17 protein-coding genes and 1 riboswitch are annotated in these 20,547 nt (G+C 44.6%); of the genes, 5 read left to right on the forward strand and 12 right to left on the reverse strand.

The features are described from left to right. Positions 1 to 38 precede the first annotated feature (38 nt). The 12 genes from cobA to metK all read right to left on the reverse strand — a co-directional run bounded on the left by cobA (position 39) and on the right by metK (position 16,306). Positions 39 to 815, reverse strand: coding sequence for a uroporphyrinogen-III C-methyltransferase (gene cobA, locus ACP14V_RS13070; protein ID WP_272608397.1), 777 nt, complete (start codon positions 813 to 815; stop codon positions 39 to 41). Beyond that, on the reverse strand, positions 808 to 2,898 hold the full coding sequence (locus ACP14V_RS13075) for a HEPN domain-containing protein (protein WP_272608398.1): 2,091 nt from the start codon (positions 2,896 to 2,898) through the stop codon (positions 808 to 810). Before ACP14V_RS13075 ends, cobA begins: the two co-directional genes overlap by 8 nt. A gap of 82 nt (positions 2,899 to 2,980) precedes the next feature. Beyond that, positions 2,981 to 4,228 (reverse strand): sulfate adenylyltransferase subunit 1, encoded by a 1,248-nt coding sequence (locus ACP14V_RS13080; protein ID WP_272608399.1) that lies wholly within the window; start codon positions 4,226 to 4,228, stop codon positions 2,981 to 2,983. Positions 4,229 to 4,307: 79 nt separating this feature from the next. Then, positions 4,308 to 5,246, reverse strand: coding sequence for a sulfate adenylyltransferase subunit CysD (gene cysD / locus ACP14V_RS13085; RefSeq protein WP_409557925.1), 939 nt, complete (start codon positions 5,244 to 5,246; stop codon positions 4,308 to 4,310). A gap of 62 nt (positions 5,247 to 5,308) precedes the next feature. Then, complete coding sequence (locus ACP14V_RS13090) at positions 5,309 to 5,932, reverse strand: phosphoadenosine phosphosulfate reductase family protein (RefSeq protein WP_272608401.1); 624 nt, start codon at positions 5,930 to 5,932, stop codon at positions 5,309 to 5,311. 11 nt (positions 5,933 to 5,943) lie between these two features. After that, the gene (locus ACP14V_RS13095; protein WP_136566527.1) at positions 5,944 to 6,210 is read right to left on the reverse strand and encodes a DUF2061 domain-containing protein; all 267 of its coding nucleotides are present in this window, start codon (positions 6,208 to 6,210) and stop codon (positions 5,944 to 5,946) included. Positions 6,211 to 6,390: 180 nt separating this feature from the next. Further along, positions 6,391 to 6,801, reverse strand: a complete 411-nt coding sequence (locus ACP14V_RS13100) for an RrF2 family transcriptional regulator (protein ID WP_136566528.1) — start codon at positions 6,799 to 6,801, stop codon at positions 6,391 to 6,393. A 58-nt stretch (positions 6,802 to 6,859) separates the two neighbouring features. Then, on the reverse strand, positions 6,860 to 8,032 hold the full coding sequence (locus ACP14V_RS13105) for a trans-sulfuration enzyme family protein (protein WP_272608404.1): 1,173 nt from the start codon (positions 8,030 to 8,032) through the stop codon (positions 6,860 to 6,862). Next, positions 8,029 to 11,412, reverse strand: coding sequence for a bifunctional aspartate kinase/homoserine dehydrogenase I (gene thrA, locus ACP14V_RS13110; protein WP_272608406.1), 3,384 nt, complete (start codon positions 11,410 to 11,412; stop codon positions 8,029 to 8,031). The genes ACP14V_RS13105 and thrA overlap by 4 nt, the downstream gene beginning before the upstream one ends. Positions 11,413 to 11,444: 32 nt before the next feature. Then, positions 11,445 to 12,722 carry an O-acetylhomoserine aminocarboxypropyltransferase/cysteine synthase family protein gene (locus ACP14V_RS13115; RefSeq protein WP_272608408.1) on the reverse strand — a complete coding sequence of 426 codons (1,278 nt, stop codon included), beginning with the start codon at positions 12,720 to 12,722 and terminating at the stop codon, positions 11,445 to 11,447. Positions 12,723 to 12,831: 109 nt separating this feature from the next. Beyond that, positions 12,832 to 12,939, reverse strand: a riboswitch (SAM riboswitch). 74 nt (positions 12,940 to 13,013) lie between these two features. Next, positions 13,014 to 14,948 (reverse strand): CocE/NonD family hydrolase, encoded by a 1,935-nt coding sequence (locus tag ACP14V_RS13120; RefSeq protein ID WP_272608410.1) that lies wholly within the window; start codon positions 14,946 to 14,948, stop codon positions 13,014 to 13,016. Between the two features lie 104 nt (positions 14,949 to 15,052). Then, on the reverse strand, positions 15,053 to 16,306 hold the full coding sequence (gene metK / locus ACP14V_RS13125; RefSeq protein WP_272608412.1) for a methionine adenosyltransferase: 1,254 nt from the start codon (positions 16,304 to 16,306) through the stop codon (positions 15,053 to 15,055). Between the two features lie 325 nt (positions 16,307 to 16,631). Between metK and ACP14V_RS13130 the strand changes: the two genes are divergently transcribed. The 5 genes from ACP14V_RS13130 to ACP14V_RS13150 all read left to right on the forward strand — a co-directional run bounded on the left by ACP14V_RS13130 (position 16,632) and on the right by ACP14V_RS13150 (position 20,467). After that, positions 16,632 to 17,249 carry a deoxynucleoside kinase gene (locus ACP14V_RS13130; protein WP_136566534.1) on the forward strand — a complete coding sequence of 206 codons (618 nt, stop codon included), beginning with the start codon at positions 16,632 to 16,634 and terminating at the stop codon, positions 17,247 to 17,249. Between the two features lie 414 nt (positions 17,250 to 17,663). Next, on the forward strand, positions 17,664 to 17,876 hold the full coding sequence (locus tag ACP14V_RS13135) for a hypothetical protein (protein ID WP_272608415.1): 213 nt from the start codon (positions 17,664 to 17,666) through the stop codon (positions 17,874 to 17,876). 27 nt (positions 17,877 to 17,903) lie between these two features. Continuing rightward, positions 17,904 to 19,184: a serine hydrolase domain-containing protein gene (locus ACP14V_RS13140; RefSeq protein WP_272608417.1), complete on the forward strand. Its 1,281-nt coding sequence runs from the start codon at positions 17,904 to 17,906 to the stop codon at positions 19,182 to 19,184. Positions 19,185 to 19,189: 5 nt separating this feature from the next. Continuing rightward, positions 19,190 to 19,618 (forward strand): DUF1801 domain-containing protein, encoded by a 429-nt coding sequence (locus tag ACP14V_RS13145; protein ID WP_272608419.1) that lies wholly within the window; start codon positions 19,190 to 19,192, stop codon positions 19,616 to 19,618. A gap of 138 nt (positions 19,619 to 19,756) precedes the next feature. Further along, positions 19,757 to 20,467 (forward strand): energy transducer TonB, encoded by a 711-nt coding sequence (locus ACP14V_RS13150; RefSeq protein ID WP_272608421.1) that lies wholly within the window; start codon positions 19,757 to 19,759, stop codon positions 20,465 to 20,467. Positions 20,468 to 20,547 lie beyond the last annotated feature (80 nt).

Below are 20,547 nucleotides of genomic sequence, written 5' to 3' on the forward strand. Positions count from 1 at the left end.
CTTTTATTCGGTCTTGACGATGGTTTACCAGACCGCTTTTACACTTTTTCAAACAATTCTTTTCCCTTTTCTTGATATGCTTTTTGGATATCCAATATCTGCTGGCGGTGTTGTACCACTTCGCCAATCACAATGATGGCCGGATTGGCCAATTTTTGTTCCCTTACCGTATCTTCAATGGTAGCCACAGTTCCTATCCCCACTCGTTCCTGACTCGTGGTGCCATTCTGGATAATGGCCACGGGAACCTCCTGTTTGCCCTCTTGCCTGAAGAGCTTCATGATCTCTCCCAACTTGGACATACCCATAAGAATGACCACGGTAGCACTGGACTTGGCGGCCAGAGCCACATCATTGGAAAGTTTGTGCTCCTTTGTGGTTCCGGTAATTACCCAAAAACTTTCGGAAGCTCCTCTTTTGGTCACTGGGATATTCTGCGAAGCAGGTACGGATACCGAAGATGAAATTCCCGGTACCACGGCCACTTCATGACCATATTGGGCCGCATACTCCATTTCCTCCGCTCCTCTTCCGAACACGAATGGGTCACCTCCTTTTAAGCGTACCACATGCAAGCCCAAATTGGCCCGTTGTACGATCAATTCATTGATTTGTTCCTGTTGATATCGGTAACAGCCTTTTCGTTTTCCCACGAAAATCTGCTCCGCTTGTGGGGCATATCCCAACAGTTCCTGATCTACCAATGCGTCGAACAGGACAACGTCTGCATTTTGAAGGGCCTTGATTCCTTTCAGGGTAATCAAATCCACATCCCCGGGGCCAGCCCCAACCACTGTCAATTTTCCACTACGCATGTTGCAATTCCAATTTTCTAAAGGCTTCCAATCGTTCCAAAACGGTCTTGGCATCTTCCAAGTAGCTTTTGGCGAAGTCTTCAGAGGGTTCATTTTTGTTCAGTTGAAGGGCCAAAGTATCGAAACCTCCCTCAAAGGCAATCTTCCCGGATACCACATAGAGTTCCTCAAAATCCTTGATGATACTGGCATGGGTGTTGGTCTTCACTTTTTCAGAAGTAAGCAATGCCTTGGCCGAATTTACAATGGACTGATACGAGTAGTAGATACTGGCCGCCCATTTTCCTTCTTTAATGGCCTCTTGGGCATTCTCTATTTTTTCTTGACTTTCGAAAAACAACGTAGCCACCAAATCGATCACTACACCGGCACATTCACCTACACCTATCTCTTGTTTGTATTTTTCCTCATTCCCCCAATCAATAAAGTCTTCCGGGGCAAGGTTTTCCACATCGGTGAGCGGTTTTAGGAAATCGTAAAAATAATGCTGGCCTTGTTTTTCGTAGTATTCGGTATAGGATGCTCCATTACCATTGGCCTCGAAATCATCCAAGATCAAACGAAGGGCTTCTGGACCTCTTTTACTAGGTATTTTGGCCACCTTATCGGCAAATTTACCGTTTCCATTTCCAAGGTTTCCACCTCCCAATAGCACCTGCAAAGCAGGAGCCACCAATTTATCCTTGGTACGAACAGACATTCCTTGGAATCCGATATGGGCCATATTGTGCTGCCCACAGGCGTTCATACATCCACTGATCTTGATCACCACATCAGGGTTGCTTATATATTGTGGATATTCCGCTTTGATCACGCGCTCCAACTCATCGGCAATCCCCGTACTACTGGCAATACCTAAATTACAAGTATCGGTACCCGGGCATGCGGTGATGTCCAAAGCCTTGTTGTAACCTGCTTCTGCAAAACCCAATTTTTGGAGCTCCACATAAAAGAAAGGCACCAACTCTTCCTTCACAAACGGAATCAATATATTTTGTCTTAAGGAAAGTCGTATTTCCCCGGCTGCATAATCGCGAACCAGTTTTGCCAATTCCCTAGCCTTATCGGTATAAAAATCTCCCAAAAGCACCTTGATGCCAATGGCTACGTAGCCATCCTGTTTTTGGGGCACCAAGTTGGTGGATTTCCACTGTTCGAACGCTTCTTTGTCCTCGATGGTGACTTCGGGCGTCTCCACCTCAGCTACTTTCACCTCAGGATAGTTTTGATATTCAATCGGATACGATTTTACAGGTATGGCCAATTGTTCCTCTTCCAAAAGTGCCTTGAAACCATCCAAGCCAATATCCTTCAACAAGAATTTCATACGGGCCTTGGCACGACTTTTACGTTCCCCGTATCTATCAAAAACACGAATCACGCCTTCCATTAAGGGAACTATTTTGTCTGTGGGCAAGAACTCATAAAGTTCATCGGCATGGCGGGGCTGCGAGCCCAATCCACCAGCTAACATGACCTTAAAGCCTCTTTCCCCGTTTTGGATTTTGGCGATGAAGCCCAAATCGTGCATGTAGGACAAGCCGGTATCTTCATCACTGGATGAAAAGGAAACCTTGAATTTACGTCCCATTTCCTGCCCAATGGGGTTTCTTAAAAAGTATTCAAAAATTCCATGGGCATATGGGGAAACATCAAAAGGTTCGTTCACATCTATCCCTGCGGTTTCGCTAGCGGTCACGTTTCGGACCGTATTTCCACAGGCTTCGCGAATGGTGACTTCATCTTTTTCCAATTGTGCCCAAAGTTCAGGGGTTCTTTCCAAGTCCACGTAGTGGATTTGGATATCCTGACGGGTGGTAATATGCAATCTTCCCCTGGAAAACTCATCGGAAACGTCGCAAATCCCCAAAAGTTGATTGGAAGTTACCTTGCCATAGGGCAATTTTATCCGTACCATCTGTACCCCGGGCTGACGTTGTCCGTACACCCCTCGGGCCAAACGAAGGCTCCTGAACTTTTCCTCGTCCACTTCACCTCCTTTGAACTGGCGGATTTTTTTCTCCAATTCAATGATGTCCTTTTCAACTATCGGGTTCTCTATTTCTGTTCTGAAGCTTTTCATATTCTATTTTTCCTATCAATTTTATAGGATTTTGTTATAAATCCTCTATCCCTTTCCGGGGTTGCTAATTCTTATGGTAAAATCAACTGATAAAACCTACTCCTGCGGTAGTGTTTGTTCTGCTGTCGATGATGATGAACGAGCCATTGGTCCGGTGATTCTTGAACTTGTCATAAAAAATGGGCTTGTTCAATTTGAAACGCACTTTGGCAATATCGTTCATCTGCAACGATGTGGCATTCTCTTCTATACCGGAGTAATCGGGATGAATCTTATGTTCAATGGCATCCACTTTGGCCAACACCTTGTTCACACCATGTTGCACAATATACTTGCCGCCCGTTGTCAACTGGTCGGCATCCATCCAAGATACCGTTGCCGTCAATTGCTTGTCTATGGTAGGCAAGTCATCGGTCTTCACCAACATATCCCCACGGCTTACATTTACCTCATCTTCCAAGGTAATGGTCACGGACGAGCGTCTTGGTGCTGTCTGATATTCCTTATCATAAAAGTATATCGCCTTTATTTTGGACCTTGTCATAGAAGGCAATACCACTACTTCATCACCCACACTCAATTCACCTCCATATACCTTTCCGGCAAATCCACGGAAATCATGGAATTCCTCGGTTTTGGGTCGAATTACATACTGGACCGGGAACCTTGGGGTTCCGGTATTGTATATATCCTGAAGATTCAATTCTTCCAAGTGCTCCAATAAGGTTTGACCACTATACCAAGGGGTGTTTTTGGAATGGTTCACCACATTGTCCCCTTTAAGGGCACTCACAGGAATAAAAGTGATTTTCTGTTCTTGATAATCCCTTTTTCCCATCAATTCCTCAAAATCGGCTTTGATATCATTGAAAACATCTTCTGAAAAATCGACCAAATCCATCTTGTTGATGGCCACGATCACATCCTTCACCCGCAGTAGGTTATTGATGAAAAAGTGTCTATTGGTCTGCTCAATGACCCCTTTTCGGGCATCAATCAAAATAATGGCTGCTTGCGACGTGGAAGCACCGGTAACCATGTTACGGGTATATTCCACATGGCCGGGGGTATCGGCAATGATATAACTCTTGGACTCGGTTGAAAAGTAGATGTGGGCCACATCAATGGTGATGCCCTGCTCCCTTTCAGCCACCAATCCGTCGGTAGCCAAGGAAAAATCCAGGTAATCGTATCCTTTTTGTTTACTGGTGCGCTCTATAGCCTCCAGTTTATCCTCAGTCAAGGATTTGGTATCGTAAAGCAAGCGTCCGATCAAGGTACTTTTACCGTCATCTACACTTCCTGCTGTTGCTATTTTTAAAACTTCCATATTTTGTTGTTCGTTAACGGTTGTTTGTTAGTGGTCATCAATATTTCTAAAAACCAACACCTATAAACCATCAACCATTTTAAAAGTATCCTTGTTGTTTACGTTTTTCCATGGCGGCTTCGGAGCGTTTATCATCGATTCGTGCACCTCTTTCCGAGATTTTGGAACTCCTGATCTCTGCCACTACCTTGTCAATGGTATCGGCGTGGGATTCCACAGCAGCGGTACAGGACATATCCCCTACCGTTCTGAAACGCACCACACGCTCTTCCACTTGTTCGTCATCGGCCCTAAAAACCACATCGTCCTCAGCGGACCAAATCAGTCCGTCCCTTAAGAAAGTGTTTCTTTTGTGGGCAAAGTAGATGGAAGGAATCTCAATATTTTCTTTTTGGATATAGCTCCATACGTCCAACTCGGTCCAGTTGCTGATAGGAAATACCCTAACATTCTGTCCCATTTCTATTTCACCGTTCAACATATCGAACAGTTCTGGACGTTGGTTTTTCTCATCCCACTGGCCAAAATCATCCCGAACGGAAAAAATACGTTCCTTGGCACGGGCTTTTTCCTCATCGCGACGAGCACCGCCGATACAGGCATCGAACTTGAATTCCTCAATGGCATCCAACAGGGTTGTGGTCTGCAACATGTTCCTACTGGCATATTTTCCAGTTTCCTCGACTACCTTTCCTTGATCGATGGAATCCTGAACATTACGTACAATCAGTTCCACTCCCAATTCTTCCACCAATTTATCCCTGAACTCAATGGTTTCGGGAAAGTTGTGTCCTGTATCAATGTGCATCAAGGGAAACGGAATCTTGGCAGGCCAGAATGCCTTTTGGGCCAAACGGACCAAGGTAATGGAATCCTTTCCTCCCGAGAACAACAGTACGGGTTTTTCAAATTGTGCCGCAACCTCACGGATAATGTAAATGGCCTCATGCTCCAATGCATTGGCTTTGGGCCTATCGGTCAGGTTTTGGGTTTCTGGTTTTTGCAATTCTTCTGTGATCGTGCTCAATGTCTTGTGTTTATGATTTCTCGATTACACTCGAGGTACAATTAGTTTATGATTTAGGTATGCAGACCGCATTCGCGGTTCTCCAATACTTTTGTTGGGTCGAAATATTTATGCTCGTTGGGCAATTTGTGTGTAGTGAGATATGCATCCAACTGGGTATCGCTCCAGTGGTAAAATGGACTTACCTTAAGTACTCCGTCCTTGCTCAAGCTCAACACATCCAAAGAATCTCGGTGGGTGGTCTGACCTTTGCGTAAATTGGTGAACCACACATCGGGTTGATGCTCTTCCATAGCCCTTCTGAAAGGCTCCAACTTCACTTGCTCAGTAAACTCCTTATGTTTTGGGTCATCTATTTGGGGAATTCCCATGACCGCATCCCTATGGGCCGAAGTTTGTTTGGGCACATACAACTTAATGTTCAACCCCAAACGTGAGATCAACTCTTCCGCATGTTTATAGGTATTTGGGGTATTGTACCCAGTATCACACCAAATTACAGGAGTGTTCTTATCCACCTCGGTCACCGCATGAAGAATAGCGACCTCATAGGGTCTAAAATTAGTAGTGACCACGGATTTTTTCCCATGACCGATGGCCCAAGAAATGATTTCCTCTGGCGGAATGCCCTTAAACTGACGGTTCAAATTTTGAATTTCTTCTACTGACAATGCCATATCATCAAATTTTATTTACCCCACTTGATTGTATTCCAAATTCGCTCATGAAAAAAATAGAGCACCATTTTGGTAACCAATTCCACTAGACCAATGGAAAAGGCCAAAGACAAGGTCCCGGTTATGATCCATGAAATAATAATGGTATCCAAAGTACCCACAATCCTCCAACTTATAGATTTTACAATACTACGCTTAGGACTTTCAGAACTACTGTCCTTTTTATAAGTAGTAGTCTCTTCTTTGGTCTTGTGAACTATGAGTTGGTCTGCAATCATCTGTTATTTTTTATCCTATCGATTTACTAGGGATTTCAAAAATAGAATTAATTATCAAAGTAAATCGTTAAAATCGATATAAAATTACTTTTATCCTATCGTTTTAGTAGATTAATTGGATAATACACCAACTTTTATCAATTCATTGATCATTAACTCTAAAAATTAATGGATTTTCACCTATGAAATTAGGTCTGCCAAGGTGTTGTTTCGATAGACTTCCAAAGCACTGTCCCGCACCTGGAGCATCAACTTGTGCACGGAACATTCTCCTTCGTCAGGACAATCATCACACTTTTCATAAAAATTGAGGCTGACACATGGAACCATGGCAATGGGTCCTTCCAAGACCCGCATTACAGAAGTCATTAAGATATCTTTAGGCTCCTTAATGAGGTAATACCCTCCACCTTTTCCTTTTTTGGAACCCAAAAAACCATTTCGTCTGAGGGTAAGCAAAATGCTTTCCAAGAACTTTTGGGAGATGTTCTCATGTTTGGCGATTTCGGCAATCTGAACAGGTTCCTTATCCCCTACCGAGGCAAGGTAGGCCAAAGCCTTTAAGCCATATTTTGTCTTCTTGGAGAGCATCCCACGAATATAGCGAAAATTAACAATCCGCTATTCAAAAATATAGGCCGCATAAGTTTTAGCCCAAAGCTTGCTCAATATCCGCAATAATATCCTGTATGTGTTCCAAGCCAACTGAAACCCGTACCGTACCATCTGAAATTCCAACAGCCTCCCGTTCCTCTTTGGTGAGTTTACTGTGCGTGGTCGATGCCGGGTGCGTTACTATACTTCGCGAATCTCCCAAATTGGCAGAAAGGGACAACAATTTTATGCTATTGAAGAACCTGCGTCCTTCTTCCAATCCGCCTTTTACCTCGAAGGCCACCACACATCCTCCGGCCTTCATCTGCTTTTTGGCGATTTCATATTGGGGATGCGACTTCAAAAACGGATATTTTACCCATTCTACTTTATCATGTTTCTCTAAATACGTAGCCAATTCCAAAGCATTGGCACAGTGTCTGTCTACCCGAACAGCCAAAGTTTCCAAGCTTTTGGACAACACCCATGCATTGAACGGAGAAAGGGAAGGCCCGGTTATGCGGGAAAAGCGGTATACTTTGTCCACCAATCCATGGCTTCCAACAGTAATCCCTGCCAAAACCCTTCCCTGACCATCTATCAATTTGGTTCCGGAGTGAATCACCAAATCCGCACCAAATTTAATGGGCTGTTGTAGGTAGGGAGAAGCAAAACAATTATCAATAATAAAAATAAGTCCGTGTTTTTTGGCAATGTTCCCCAACGCCTCCAAATCCAATACATCCACACCTGGGTTGGTGGGCGATTCGGCATAAATGATCTTGGTTGTGGGCGTAATCAATGCCTCAATACTGTCCAAATTATTGGCATCAAAATAGCTGGTGGCAATGTTCCATTTTGGAAAAAACTGCGTGAAAAGACTATGGGTAGACCCAAATATGCTCTTGGAAGAGATGATATGGTCGCCACTATCCAACAGGGCCGCCAAGGTTGAGAACACCGCGGCCATACCCGATGCAAAGGCAAAACCACTTTCGGCCCCCTCCATTTTACAAACCTTCGCGATAAACTCAGAGGAGTTTGGATTGGCGTAACGCGAATAAATATTGCGGTCCTTTTCCTCTGCGAAGGAGGCCCTCATGTCCTCGGCATCCTCAAACACAAAGCTCGAGGTAAGGTACATAGGCACGGAATGTTCCAAAAATTGGGAACGCTCGATTTGCGTTCTGATCGCTTCCGTTTCAAATTGTTTCTTCTGCTCGCTCATATCTTTTCTGCTATTCTTAATATATCACCAAAGACCCCTCTGGCTGTGACCGCAGCCCCAGCTCCAGCTCCTTGGATAACCAATGGGTTTTCCCCATAGGATTCGGTATAGATCTCAATAATGGAATCGGAACCCTTTACCTGTCCCAACGCACTTTCTTTGGGTACGGACACCAATTTCACCTCCAAAACCCCTTTGTCCTGTTGAAGATCTCCATGCAAGTCTCCCACATATCGCAGTACATGGTTTCTTTTTTGTGCATTTTTGATATCCTCATAAACGGCATCCATATCTTCAACCTTCTTCATGAAGGCATCGAACTCAAGTGTCCTCAATTCGGCTGGAATCAGATTTTCCACTTCAATATCCGAGAACTCGTTTTGAAGATCCAATTCACGGGCCAAAATCAACAATTTTCTACCCACATCGTTGCCTGATAGATCTTCGCGAGGGTCTGGTTCGGTATATCCTTTCTCCATAGCTTCCTTTACAATGGATGAGAATGGGCTATCCTGTTCTGAAAAGGTATTGAAAATATAGCTCAACGAACCTGAAAACACCCCTTTGATTCGTGTTATGTTCTCTCCGGAAAGGTGTAATAGTTTAATGGTATCGATCAGGGGTAGCCCTGCCCCCACATTGGTCTCGTACAAATACTGCTTTTGGTTCTTGTCCAAACACTTTCGTATGGACTTGTATTTCTCAAAGCTCAATGTATTGGCAATCTTATTGGAGGAGACCAAGTCAAAACCATGCTTGATCAAGGTTTCATAGTTCTCCACAAAAGGCTTGCTTGCCGTATTGTCAACCGCAATAAGGTTCTCCAAGTGATGGGTTTGGGCAAAAGATACCACACTCTCCATCTGATAGGGGATTCCTTCTTTTTCCAATCTTTTCTTCCAATCAGCACCAATTCCCGAAGCATCCAACAGTACTTTCTTAGAATTGGCTACAGCAAAGACCTTAAGCCCAATCCCTTTTCGTTCTTCTATGCTTTTTTGGGAATCCAATATTTGGTCGATAAGCGTACCCCCAACGTTGCCATGCCCAAAAATGGCCAGATTTACCTTTTTGGCAATACCAAAAATCTGTCCGTGTATCACATTGATGGCCTTATGAAGGTCTGACTTTTTCACCACCATACTTACATTCTTGCCCGTAACAGTATTGTTGAAAAGCAAGGGGATCACTTGGTTTTTGACCAGGGCGTTAAAGGGTTTGTGGAAACTGCTCAAATCCATTCCCACAATGGAGATCACAGACACATCCTTGGCCACAGTAATCTGGTTGATGTCTTGCGAAGAGTAATCGGTCTCAAACTCTGCATCCAAGACTTTCTTGGCTTTTTCAGCTTTGGAAGAATCAACCACCAAACCAATTCCCCTTTCCGAGGAACCTTGGGAAATAATCCCAACGCTGATATCGTTCTGGCCCAATGTCCTAAAAATCCTAGCATCAATGCCCACTTTGCCCAAAAGACCCCTTCCTTCCAAATTGATGAGGGCCATATTATCCAAAACCGAAAGGGACTTGATCCCCCCATTTTGGGTTTTCGGACCAATCAGGGTTCCCTCATTGTCATCATTGAACGTATTACAGATACGCAAGGGGATGTTCTTTTCAATAAGTGGAATTATGGTCTTCGCATGCAGAATGGTCGCCCCAAAATTGGCCAGCTCATTTGCCTCATCGTACGATATCATATCAATCAGCTTGGCATCGCTCACCAAATCCGGGTTGGCCGTGAAAATACCATCCACATGGGTATAGTTGATGAGTTCGGAGGCATCCAAGAAATTAGCCAATAAAGAGGCTGAATAATTGGTGCCATTTCTGCCCAAAGTTGTGGTTATACCCTCTTTATTGGAGGCGATGAAACCGGTCACCACAGGTATGGTATCCGAATCCAAGTCATGGAAACAACGGATCACATTCTCTTTGGAAAGACTCTGGTCCACCTCAGCATTGCTATAGGTGTCATCGGTCTTGATCAAGCTTCTGGAATCTATCAACTGTGCCTTTAACCCTCCTTTGTTCAGAAGTGCGGCAACGGTCTTTCCGGAGATCAATTCCCCAAAAGACAACAACTCGTCCTTGGTTCTCAAACTATAATCCCCGGTAAGGAAGACTCCGCTCAATATTTTTTCTATGGATTTGAGTTCGTCTTCAATAGCTACGGAAAAACCATTCTTCTGGTAGGTAGAAAAAGTAGCCAGAGCTTCCTCAAACTCCTCTCCCCTTGCCGCCTTTTCAAGCATGTTCTCCAATTGGTCCGTAGCCTTGCCACGGGCCGAGACCACCACGGCAAAATTCTCATGGGCGGCCGCCCTTTTGGTGATAATGTTCAACACCCTTTCAATGCCTTCCCCATTAGCCAAGGACTTGCCACCAAACTTTAGGACCTTGATGCGCTCCTGCTTTCCTTTTTTTGGAAAAACGGCTTCCAAAAGCTTTTCCAGCTGTTCAAATTCCATTAAAAAAGCATCATGGCCATGCAGTGACTGTACTTCACCATAGGTGACATTGGTATTGGCCTGAGCCAATCGCTTAAAGGTTTCCTTGTTTTCCTCGGCCGTAAAAAACAAATCCGAATTGACCCCGATGATGTGGATCTTGGTATCACTGTCTTGAAGTGCCTTGAATGCCTCATCCCCATTTCGGGTAATGTCAATAGTCTTCAGCAATTGGTTCATCAACTTATAAGCTGATAGTTGGAACCGTTCCTGAAGTTTCTTTCCATGGTGCATCAACCAGCTCTCCACATTAAAGACCTGAAGTTCCTCATTGGTACTCCGTTTGAACCGCTCCTTGAAGGATTCAGGGGTCCTATAACAAAGCATGGCATGCATACGAGCATCGTGAACGGGCTGTTTGGAGTTGATCAAAAATTGTTCTTGGATCTGACAGTTGGCAATGAGCCAATCAGTTGACTTCCAATCCGAGGCCACAGGAATCATATGTTCCGTGATACCTGGGTTGAACGCTGCCATTTCCCAAGCAATCCCCCCACCCAAAGATCCTCCAATGATGGCATACAACCGGTCTATCTTCAACTGTTGCAATCCCAAAAGAAAAATCCTTGCGATATCCCCTGCCACAAAATCCTTGTAATTGTCGATTACAAAACCGTCATGACCATTTCCCGGAATGTTGAAGGCCAAAATGGTATAGATATCGGTGTTGATGGATTTATCCTTACCGATAAGATCGGACCACCATCCATGCTCACCGGCCACATTGGAATTTCCGGTAAGGGCATGGTTCACCAAAACAATTGGGGCCGAATATAAGGGCTGCCCAAAAAGCTGATAGGATAATTGCAGATCCTGTGTGGTGCCATTCTGTGTGGTGAATTGTGGTATGCTAAGATGCTGTAACATGTACGTGTCTGTAATATGCGTGTTCTATTTTTTTATCCGATGGTTGCAAAGGCCTGCTCCAAATCGGCTTTTAAATCTTCGATATCCTCAAGACCTACGGACAAACGAATTAAATCTTGGGTCACACCGGCACTTTCCTGTTGTTCTTCGTTCAATTGTTGGTGCGTGGTGCTGGCTGGGTGTATAATCAAGGATTTGGTATCACCAATATTGGCCAACAATGAGAATATCTGGGTAGCATCGGTCAGTTGTTTGGCCGCTTCAAACCCACCTTTTACCCCGAAGGTAACGATTCCACTTTGGCCTTTTGGCAGGTACTCTTTTGCCAAATCATTGTATTGGCTACTTTTCAATCCAGGGTAATTGACCCAAGCAACCTCATCCCTACTTTCCAGCCATTCGGCCAATGCCAAAGCATTTTCACTGTGCTGTTTGATTCGAACGGGCAAAGTTTCCAAACCTTGCAAAATCTGAAAGGCATTGAACGGACTCAAAGCCCCACCAAAATCACGCAGTCCCTCCAAAATCAATTTAAAAGTAAAGGCTGCAGCACCCAAGGCTTCGTGGTACACCAAACCGTGGTAGCCTGCAGAAGGTTCGGTAAACTCAGGGAATTTTCCATTGGCCCAATCAAACGTACCGGCGTCAATGATGGCCCCACCCAAGGAGTTCCCCTGGCCGCCAATGTATTTTGTCAAAGAATGGATCACCAAATTGGCCCCATGCTCTATCGGATTCAACAACCCGGGAGTAGCCACCGTATTGTCCACAATAAAAGGTACTTGTGCGGCTTTGGCTTCTTTGGATATTCCTTTTAAATCGAGCACATCCAACTTGGGGTTCCCTAAAGATTCCACAAAGAAGGCACGCGTATTATCTTGAACAGCAGCCGCAAAATTGGAAGGATCGGATGCATCCACAAAAGTGGTTGTGATACCCAATCTAGGCAGGGTCACATTCAACAAGTTATAGGTACCCCCATATAAACTGCTCGAAGCCACAATATGGTCTCCAGCCTTTAATAGCGTCAACAACCCTGTTGAAATGGCTGATGTCCCGGAAGCAAATACCACTGCGCCGACTCCACCTTCAACTGCCGCCAAACGATCTTGTAAAATCTGGTTGGTAGGGTTGTTCAATCGGGTGTAGATGAAGCCCAGTTCCGCCAATGAAAATAAGTTGGCGGCATGGTCCGTGTTGTTGAACACATACGAGGTTGACTGATAAATAGGCACTGCCCTGGTACCCGCTGTTTGGGTAGTATCGTGTCCGGCATGTAATGCGTTGGTTGCAAATTTTTGATCACTCATGACTTTTCTTTTTTTTAATTTTTAAAACAATACGTAAAAGTCAAACCCAAGGGCATGGCCCATAGATAAATCAAAAAGTTATAAGAAAGTGAAATCGAAAAATCGATCGTCGTTATCTATTCCCAACTGGGATAGAATGTAGCACCTTCTTGACACTAGGGGCCAAGGGTTGCTAAGGCTTCACAGGGTCTATTCCCTCCACCTTTCTTGATAACTAATCAATACGTGTTTGAACTTGTGGGCACAAATATACTGATGGAAACACCGAAATTCCTAATCTTTTGGAAAAAATTAGCGCAAAACCGAAAACTCAATGTTCGAATCGGTAAAAACGGTATGCGTATGGGTCTTAAAGTCGGACTCATCCGCTTTAAAGATATTGTCCACATAGGTCTGCGGGTTCAAATCGATAAGGGGAAACCACGTACTCTGCACCTGAATCTGTAATTTATGTCCTTTCTTCACCGTATGGAACACATCTTGGAGCTTAATATCCACATCGGTCTTTTGATTGGGCGTAAAAGGTTCCGGATTGGAAAAACTGTTACGGAAGCGTCCTCGCAATACCTCGCTCCGTACCATTAAATGATAATTGCTCATTTTAAGGTGGTCCTGCATTTCCTCATTGGTTTCGGCATCAGCAGGATGCACATCAATGACCTTGACAATCCAATCAGCCGCCGTTCCCGTGGTGGCCACTTTTAAATGCGCCATAATATCGCCTGCCAGGGTAAGGTCCTCATCCATCACCTCGGTTTCAAACACCAAAACGTCGGAACGCCTTGCGGCAAATCGTTGATCATCCGTCATGTACTTTCGCGGGGTGAACACAGTCTTTACATCTTCGGAATAAGGCACCGGTTTTTTTACATCACTGATAAACTGGATTCCATCGGTTCCTTTTTGTTCCAAGGTCAATTCTTGATTTTCTGAAAGGTATAGGGTCTGTTTCATCATATCTGCTGGTGGCCATGTATCGTATTGTTTCCATTCCTTTTTACCCGTGTCAAACACGTAGGCTTCGGGAAGGCCGGAATTCATATCACCATCACCCTTCAAGAAATGGTTGAAGAATTTGGTTTCGATATTATCCTGATAAAACTCTGCAATGGAATCCCCAAAATAATAATTGCCCACCAAGCTTCGACCATCCCGTCTGGACCAACGTCCATGATCCCACGGACCAAAAACCATGGTATTGTAGTTACCTTCATTGTATTTTTCAATGTTTTTGTAGGTTTCCAACGGACCGTAAAGGTCTTCGGCATCAAACCACCCTCCCACGATCATGGTGGCCACATGGCTCTTTACATTTTTTAGATGCTGGATAAGACCCTTGCGTTGCCACATCTCATCATAATTGGGATGTTCCTTGAGCTCATTCCAGAAAAAGTCATCGGTCACGCCTTCTGGGCGCATTTTTGGGGTATCCGCAGTTTCATACTCAAAAAAGTAGTCCAGGTTTTTCAAGGGGCCGGCATCCAAGAAGAATTGGTATTGGTCTTCCGTAGGCAATTCCGGCAACACATACCAAGCCGTGTCGATAGGCTGATCGCCATTGGGACGCGGGGTCCCAAAAAGGGAAGTGGCCCTAAAATAGCTCAATAAATAGGCCCCGTTGTGGTGAAAGTCGTCAAAAAAGAAATCCCCGATACAGGCTTGGGGCGAAGCGGCCTTTAAGGCCGGATGCGCATCCACAGTGGCATAGGTGGCATAGTACCCGGGATAGGAAATCCCCCAGACCCCAACATTGCCATTGTTGTTCTCCACATTGTTCACCAACCAATCAATGGTGTCGTAGGTATCCGAACTTTCATCCACTTGATCATTGGAGGTCTTGTTGGGAATATAAGCCCGCATATTTTCATAATGTCCCTCACTGAGCCAACGCCCCCTCACATCTTGGTACACAATAATGTTCCCTTCCTTCATTAAATGCACATTGGGCCCGATCTGTGTCCTGAAATTCCCTTCACCATAGGGTCGGGAACTATAGGGGGTGCGCTGCATCAGAATGGGATATTCCTTGGAAGTGTCCTTTGGGGAATATATGGTGGTGTGCAGTGTTACCCCATCCCGCATCTCAATATCCACTTCCTGCTTGGTATAATGATCTTGTACATAGGTATCAACTTGTTGAACTCCGGTTTTTACGGTCTTCTTACAACTGCCAATTACAAACAACAGACCAACACTTAGAAACAGAACCTTGACCAAACTTTTCATCGCTTTGTATTTTGATTGCCTAAAACTACTAAAGTTCCGCAGAGTATCCCAAACAAAAAAGGAGCCCCTTTCGAGACTCCTTCGTTTAGTGTGGTTATTTTTCTTTATAGGTTGAAGGCTGCTTTCACGGCATCCACTTTATCCAATTTTTCCCAAGTGAACAGCTCTACCTCCCTTTCAATTTTTCCATTATAAGGTGATTCAAAGACCTTGGTCAAGGTTTGGGGCTGTTTCCCCATATGGCCATAGGCCGCCGTTTCCAAATAAATGGGATTACGTAGTTTTAGGCGTTCTTCAATGGCAAAGGGTCGCATATCGAAGAGTTCGGAAGCCTTTTTGGCAATCTCGCCATCGGTTAAATCCACATTGGCGGTCCCATAGGTATCCACAAAAATGGATGTGGGTTCCACTACCCCAATGGCATAGCTCACCTGCACCAAAATCTCATCGGCTACTCCCGCGGCCACCAAGTTTTTGGCAATATGTCGAGCAGCGTAGGCCGCACTACGGTCCACCTTGCTGGGGTCCTTTCCACTAAAGGCACCACCACCATGCGCTCCCTTTCCTCCGTAGGTATCCACGATGATCTTACGGCCAGTAAGGCCTGTATCGCCATGCGGACCACCAATCACAAACTTTCCGGTGGGGTTTACATGATATTTTATGGTATCGTTGAATAGTTTCTGGATGTTTTCGGGCAAAAGTTCCTTGACCTTTGGAATCAATATTTTGATTACATCTTCCTTGATCTTGGCCTGCATATCGACATCTGTTCCAAACTCATCGTGCTGGGTAGAGACCACAATGGTATCGATACGTTGTGGCACGTTATCATCCGAATATTCTATGGTCACCTGTGCCTTGGCATCAGGTCGTAGATAAGTCAGCTGGGTACCTTCACGTCGCAATTCTGCCAAAACCTGTAAAATCTTGTGCGAAATATCCAAGGCCAAGGGCATATAGTTGTCAGTTTCCTTGGTAGCATACCCGAACATCATTCCCTGGTCACCTGCACCTTGCTCTTCTTTGCTGCCACGATCCACCCCTTGGTTGATTTCTTGGGATTGCTCATGAATCAAGGAAATCACCCCACAGGAATCGCCACTGAACTTATACTCCCCCTTGGTGTAACCAATATTGTTTATGACTTCCCGGGCAATGCTCTGCAAGTCCAAATAGGTGTCACTCTTCACTTCGCCCGCCAAGACCACTTGGCCCGTGGTCACCAAGGTTTCACAAGCTACCTTGCTCTCGGGGTCAAAGGCCAAAAAATTATCCAAAAGGGCATCACTGATCTGATCTGCAATTTTATCTGGATGTCCCTCACTTACCGATTCTGAGGTAAACAAATAAGCCATTGTATTTCGTTTTTAGTGTGGATGGTTTTGACGGAAAAGCCCCAAGAAGTTTACAATGCTTCATCAAGAAGCCCGAATCTAGTTCAGTATAAACTGCTTTAGCATTTTTGTACACCCTTCTGTTGGCGGCCGAGGTTGCAATCAGTCAAATCTATCCTCATTCAGATGGGCAAAAGTACATATTTGCCACATATTTTAAAACTTTGTTTGATCACTGTTCACAAGTTTCCCATTTCAACCGGTTTTTTTTCTTCTACTGGATATACTTTGTATATTGCGCATTGGTTCCCCAACTTAATACACCAACTTTAAACAACATCATCCCATGCATATTGCGGTAGCAGGAAACATTGGCGCCGGAAAGACCACCTTAACCAACTTACTTGCCAAACATTATAAGTGGGACGCCCATTTTGAGGACGTGGTGGACAATCCGTACCTGGATGACTTCTATACCCAAATGGAACGATGGAGTTTTAACCTGCAGATCTACTTTTTGAACAGTCGCTACCGACAGATTCTAAAAATCCGTGAAACTGGTATGGATGTGATCCAAGACAGGACCATCTATGAAGATGCCCATATTTTTGCGCCCAACCTACATGCCATGGGGTTGATGACCAATCGGGATTTTGAAAACTACAAAAGCCTTTTTGAGTTGATGGAGACCTTGGTACAACCACCAGACCTGTTGATTTATCTACGCAGTTCCATCCCCAATTTGGTGAACCAAATCCATAAGCGTGGACGGGATTACGAGAACAGTATCTCCATTGACTACCTCAGTCGACTGAACGAACGTTACGAGGCTTGGGCCAATACCTACGAAAAAGGGAAATTGCTCATTTTTGATGTGGACAACCTCAACTTTGTGGACTCTCCCGAGGATTTGGGCAAGGTGATCAACCGCATTGATGCGGAGATCCACGGCTTGTTTGAATAGATTATGGTGGAAGAAGATAAAATTGACATTAACAGTCCAAGTCAAAATGTACTTGTAATTATCATCATCACATTTTTGTTAACATTCTTCACTTTATCAGCCCCATACTCGCCAAGTGGCAATCACGGAAACATAATCTACCTCATCACACCTTCTTTTATCTCATTTCTAACCATTCTATGCTATTTGCTTTCTAGACTAATATCTAAATCTAAAAACTGGGTCATTTCTTTAATTGGGCTATTAACTAACATAATCATATCTATCCAGCTGTATATTACAGCTTAGTTCTATACCGTCCTCGACTTCAATCTCCAAAAACCATTATGCCCATTGATTATATATTTAGATATTAGGTATATTTAGTTTTTGTATTCAAGATTTTACCCTGTAATAATCAGAAAACCCAATACCATGAATTCAGACATCATAAAGCTCTACAAGCAGTTGGAAAGTATGGAACAGACCAAAGAGGTCATCCAGCTGCAAAGCCAGATCAAGGAAACCCTTTATCAAAACCTACGCACCCATTTTTTGGAGTATGTCAGCATTGGCCGAATCATCGGCTATGATGAACTCCAAGAAGAATTGAAAAAGGCCATGGAGCTGTTGGAAATCCAGAAATAAAAAAATAATCATCACAATCAACCCATTATGAGAACCCTATCGTTTTCCAAGTTTTTACTTTTTGCCTTTGTATCCTTGCTTTATGTGGGCACCACGGCCCAAGAGTTGGCCAAAGTCCCTGCTGAGCAGGTGGGCCTATCTTCCGAACGCCTCAACGTACTCACCCAGACCTTTCAGGAGTATGTGGATGACGGCGAACTGTCCGGTGCGGTGGCACTGGTGGCCCGCAAAGGAAAAGTGGCCTATTTGCAGTCGTTTGGAAAGAACGATATGGAGAACAACGTCCCCATGACCGAAAGCTCCATTTTTAGGATTGCTTCGCAGACCAAGGCCGTTATCAGTGTTGGGGTGATGATCTTGCAGGAACGAGGGCAATTGCTCATCAGTGATCCCGTGGGAAAATTTATGCCGGCTTTTATGGAAACCAAGGTGGCCGTGGCCAAAGAAGATGGTTCCTATGATGTAGTGAAGGCCAAAAGGCCCATCACCGTTCGCGATTTGCTCACCCATACCTCGGGAGTTTCCTACGGTAGTGGCATAGCCAAAGACCTCTGGGAAGCCGCCAAGATTCAAGGATGGTATTTTGCCGACCGTGACGAACCCATCCAAGCGACCATCAACCGTATGGCCGACCTCCCCTTTGAATCACAACCCGGTGAAAAATGGGTGTATGGCTATAACACCGATATTCTTGGCGCCTTGATTGAAGTGGTTTCTGGCGAACCTTTGGATGTTTTCATCAAGAAAAATATTCTGGACCCTCTGGGCATGAACGACACCCATTTTTATCTTCCAAAGGATAAAAGACAGCGTTTGGCCACAGTATATTCCGCTACCGAAAACGGATTGGAGCGTGCCCCAGAACCTGGGCATATGGTAGGCCAAGGGGCGTATGTGAATGGTCCCCGAAAAAGCTTTTCCGGTGGTGCCGGTCTTTTGAGCACCGCCATGGACTATGCCAAATTCCTACAAATGACGCTCAACAAAGGAACGTTCAATGGTAAACAAATCATATCCCCCAAAACCGTGGAACTGATGACCGTGAACCATTTGGCCAGTGATGTTATTTATCCTTGGGGAAATGGCACCGGATTCGGTCTGGGCTTTTCCGTTGTGGAGGATTTGGGCAGACGCGGGGTATTAGGCTCCAAAGGTGAATATGGTTGGGGTGGCGCCTATCACTCTTCCTATTGGGTAGACCCAGAGGAAGAATTGGCAGTGGTCTATTTTACCCAATTAATCCCAGCTGGGAAAATTGACGACCATGGAAAACTCCGTGCTTTGATTTACCAAGCGTTGACCGACTGATTTTCATGGAAAACCTTCAGATAACCACAAATCCCGAAGTACAAATGGTGTTCGACCGCTACCCTGATTGGGCCAGGGAAAAGCTGTTAGTACTTCGGGAGTTGATTGTGGAAACTGCCAAGGAAACCGAGGATATATCCACACTGGAAGAGACCCTGAAATGGGGTGAACCCAGTTATTTGACCAAAAATGGCAGCACCATACGGATGGATTGGAAATCCAAGGCCCCCAACCAGTATGCCTTGTACTTTAAGTGTACCAGCCGATTGGTGGAAACGTTCAAGGCAACCTTCCAGAATGTTTTTGAATTTGAAGGAAAAAGAGCCCTTGTTTTCCAAAAGGATGATGAAATCCCCGTGGATGAACTCAAGCATTGTATACGGGCTGCCCTCATCTATCACAAAGTGAAACACCTCCCCACTCTGGGCATATAAAACCCATCTTGAACCGTATCAAGGTCATTCCCTAATCCAAAAGGGGCGTTCACTCATTACAGGTTTTTTTCGGATGATTTTCAAAGTAGTTTAAGGGTACGAACTGCGACCCTCACGGGCCATTAAAACTTGAAAATCATGGAACCAAAGAAAAATCAACATGTGGAATTGAAACGGAACAGTCTCCTTTATTTTTTTATGGGGATGTTCTTGGTATTGCTCCTTATCTACACCGCATTGGAGTGGAAAACGTATGACCCTGAAGTAGATTGGGATTATGCAAAACTACACGTTCAAGATGAGCTTATTGAAGAAGTTCCCATCACTAAAATTGAACTTCCCAAACCCAAAATCATCCAAGCACCTCCAGTTATTGAAATTGCCCCTGACGATGAAGAAATTATTGAAACCATTATCGAATCCATAGAACCTGATCAGGATACAGAAATTGCACCTATTGAAGATATAGCGGTAGCCAGTGATGACATACCTGAATTTGTTCCCTGGGTATTGATTGAAGACGCACCCATATTTCCTGGTTGTGAAAATATAACCGATAAAGAAGAAAAGAAGATTTGTTTTCAGAATATGATGCAAAGACATATCCAAAAAAACATCCGCTATCCTGAAATTGCCCAAGAAATGGGTCTGGAAGGTCGGGTAAATGTGGTGTTCACCATTCAAAAGGATGGCACCATCGGCGATGTACGCATGCGTGGCCCCCACGAAAGTTTGGAAGGCGAAGCGGCCCGCATCATCTCCAAACTACCCCGGATGATTCCGGGCAAGCAACGGGGCAATGCCGTAAAGGTGCCCTTCTCCATACCCATTACGTTTAAATTGAATTGATGTAAAATTTCTCACGCTCCCAAGGTGGGTTCGAAATTACAGTAGGAACGGTAAGGCCATTTCGAAGAAGCGTAGCGACT

It is taken from the genome of Flagellimonas alvinocaridis (assembly GCF_965248585.1).
In the GTDB taxonomy this organism is placed as follows: Bacteria; Bacteroidota; Bacteroidia; order Flavobacteriales; family Flavobacteriaceae; genus Flagellimonas; species Flagellimonas alvinocaridis.

What these genes read in the sequence shown, in the direction of transcription:
- cobA (WP_272608397.1), bottom strand. Translation starts at nt 815, where the DNA reads ATGCGTAGTGGAAAATTGACAGTGGTTGGGGCTGGCCCCGGGGATGTG.
- ACP14V_RS13075 (WP_272608398.1), bottom strand. Translation starts at nt 2,898, where the DNA reads ATGAAAAGCTTCAGAACAGAAATAGAGAACCCGATAGTTGAAAAGGAC.
- ACP14V_RS13080 (WP_272608399.1), bottom strand. Translation starts at nt 4,228, where the DNA reads ATGGAAGTTTTAAAAATAGCAACAGCAGGAAGTGTAGATGACGGTAAA.
- ACP14V_RS13090 (WP_272608401.1), bottom strand. Translation starts at nt 5,932, where the DNA reads ATGGCATTGTCAGTAGAAGAAATTCAAAATTTGAACCGTCAGTTTAAG.
- ACP14V_RS13095 (WP_136566527.1), bottom strand. Translation starts at nt 6,210, where the DNA reads ATGATTGCAGACCAACTCATAGTTCACAAGACCAAAGAAGAGACTACT.
- ACP14V_RS13100 (WP_136566528.1), bottom strand. Translation starts at nt 6,801, where the DNA reads ATGCTCTCCAAGAAGACAAAATATGGCTTAAAGGCTTTGGCCTACCTT.
- ACP14V_RS13105 (WP_272608404.1), bottom strand. Translation starts at nt 8,032, where the DNA reads ATGAGCGAGCAGAAGAAACAATTTGAAACGGAAGCGATCAGAACGCAA.
- thrA (WP_272608406.1), bottom strand. Translation starts at nt 11,412, where the DNA reads ATGTTACAGCATCTTAGCATACCACAATTCACCACACAGAATGGCACC.
- ACP14V_RS13115 (WP_272608408.1), bottom strand. Translation starts at nt 12,722, where the DNA reads ATGAGTGATCAAAAATTTGCAACCAACGCATTACATGCCGGACACGAT.
- ACP14V_RS13120 (WP_272608410.1), bottom strand. Translation starts at nt 14,948, where the DNA reads ATGAAAAGTTTGGTCAAGGTTCTGTTTCTAAGTGTTGGTCTGTTGTTT.
- metK (WP_272608412.1), bottom strand. Translation starts at nt 16,306, where the DNA reads ATGGCTTATTTGTTTACCTCAGAATCGGTAAGTGAGGGACATCCAGAT.
- ACP14V_RS13130 (WP_136566534.1), top strand. Translation starts at nt 16,632, where the DNA reads ATGCATATTGCGGTAGCAGGAAACATTGGCGCCGGAAAGACCACCTTA.
- ACP14V_RS13135 (WP_272608415.1), top strand. Translation starts at nt 17,664, where the DNA reads ATGAATTCAGACATCATAAAGCTCTACAAGCAGTTGGAAAGTATGGAA.
- ACP14V_RS13140 (WP_272608417.1), top strand. Translation starts at nt 17,904, where the DNA reads ATGAGAACCCTATCGTTTTCCAAGTTTTTACTTTTTGCCTTTGTATCC.
- ACP14V_RS13145 (WP_272608419.1), top strand. Translation starts at nt 19,190, where the DNA reads ATGGAAAACCTTCAGATAACCACAAATCCCGAAGTACAAATGGTGTTC.
- ACP14V_RS13150 (WP_272608421.1), top strand. Translation starts at nt 19,757, where the DNA reads ATGGAACCAAAGAAAAATCAACATGTGGAATTGAAACGGAACAGTCTC.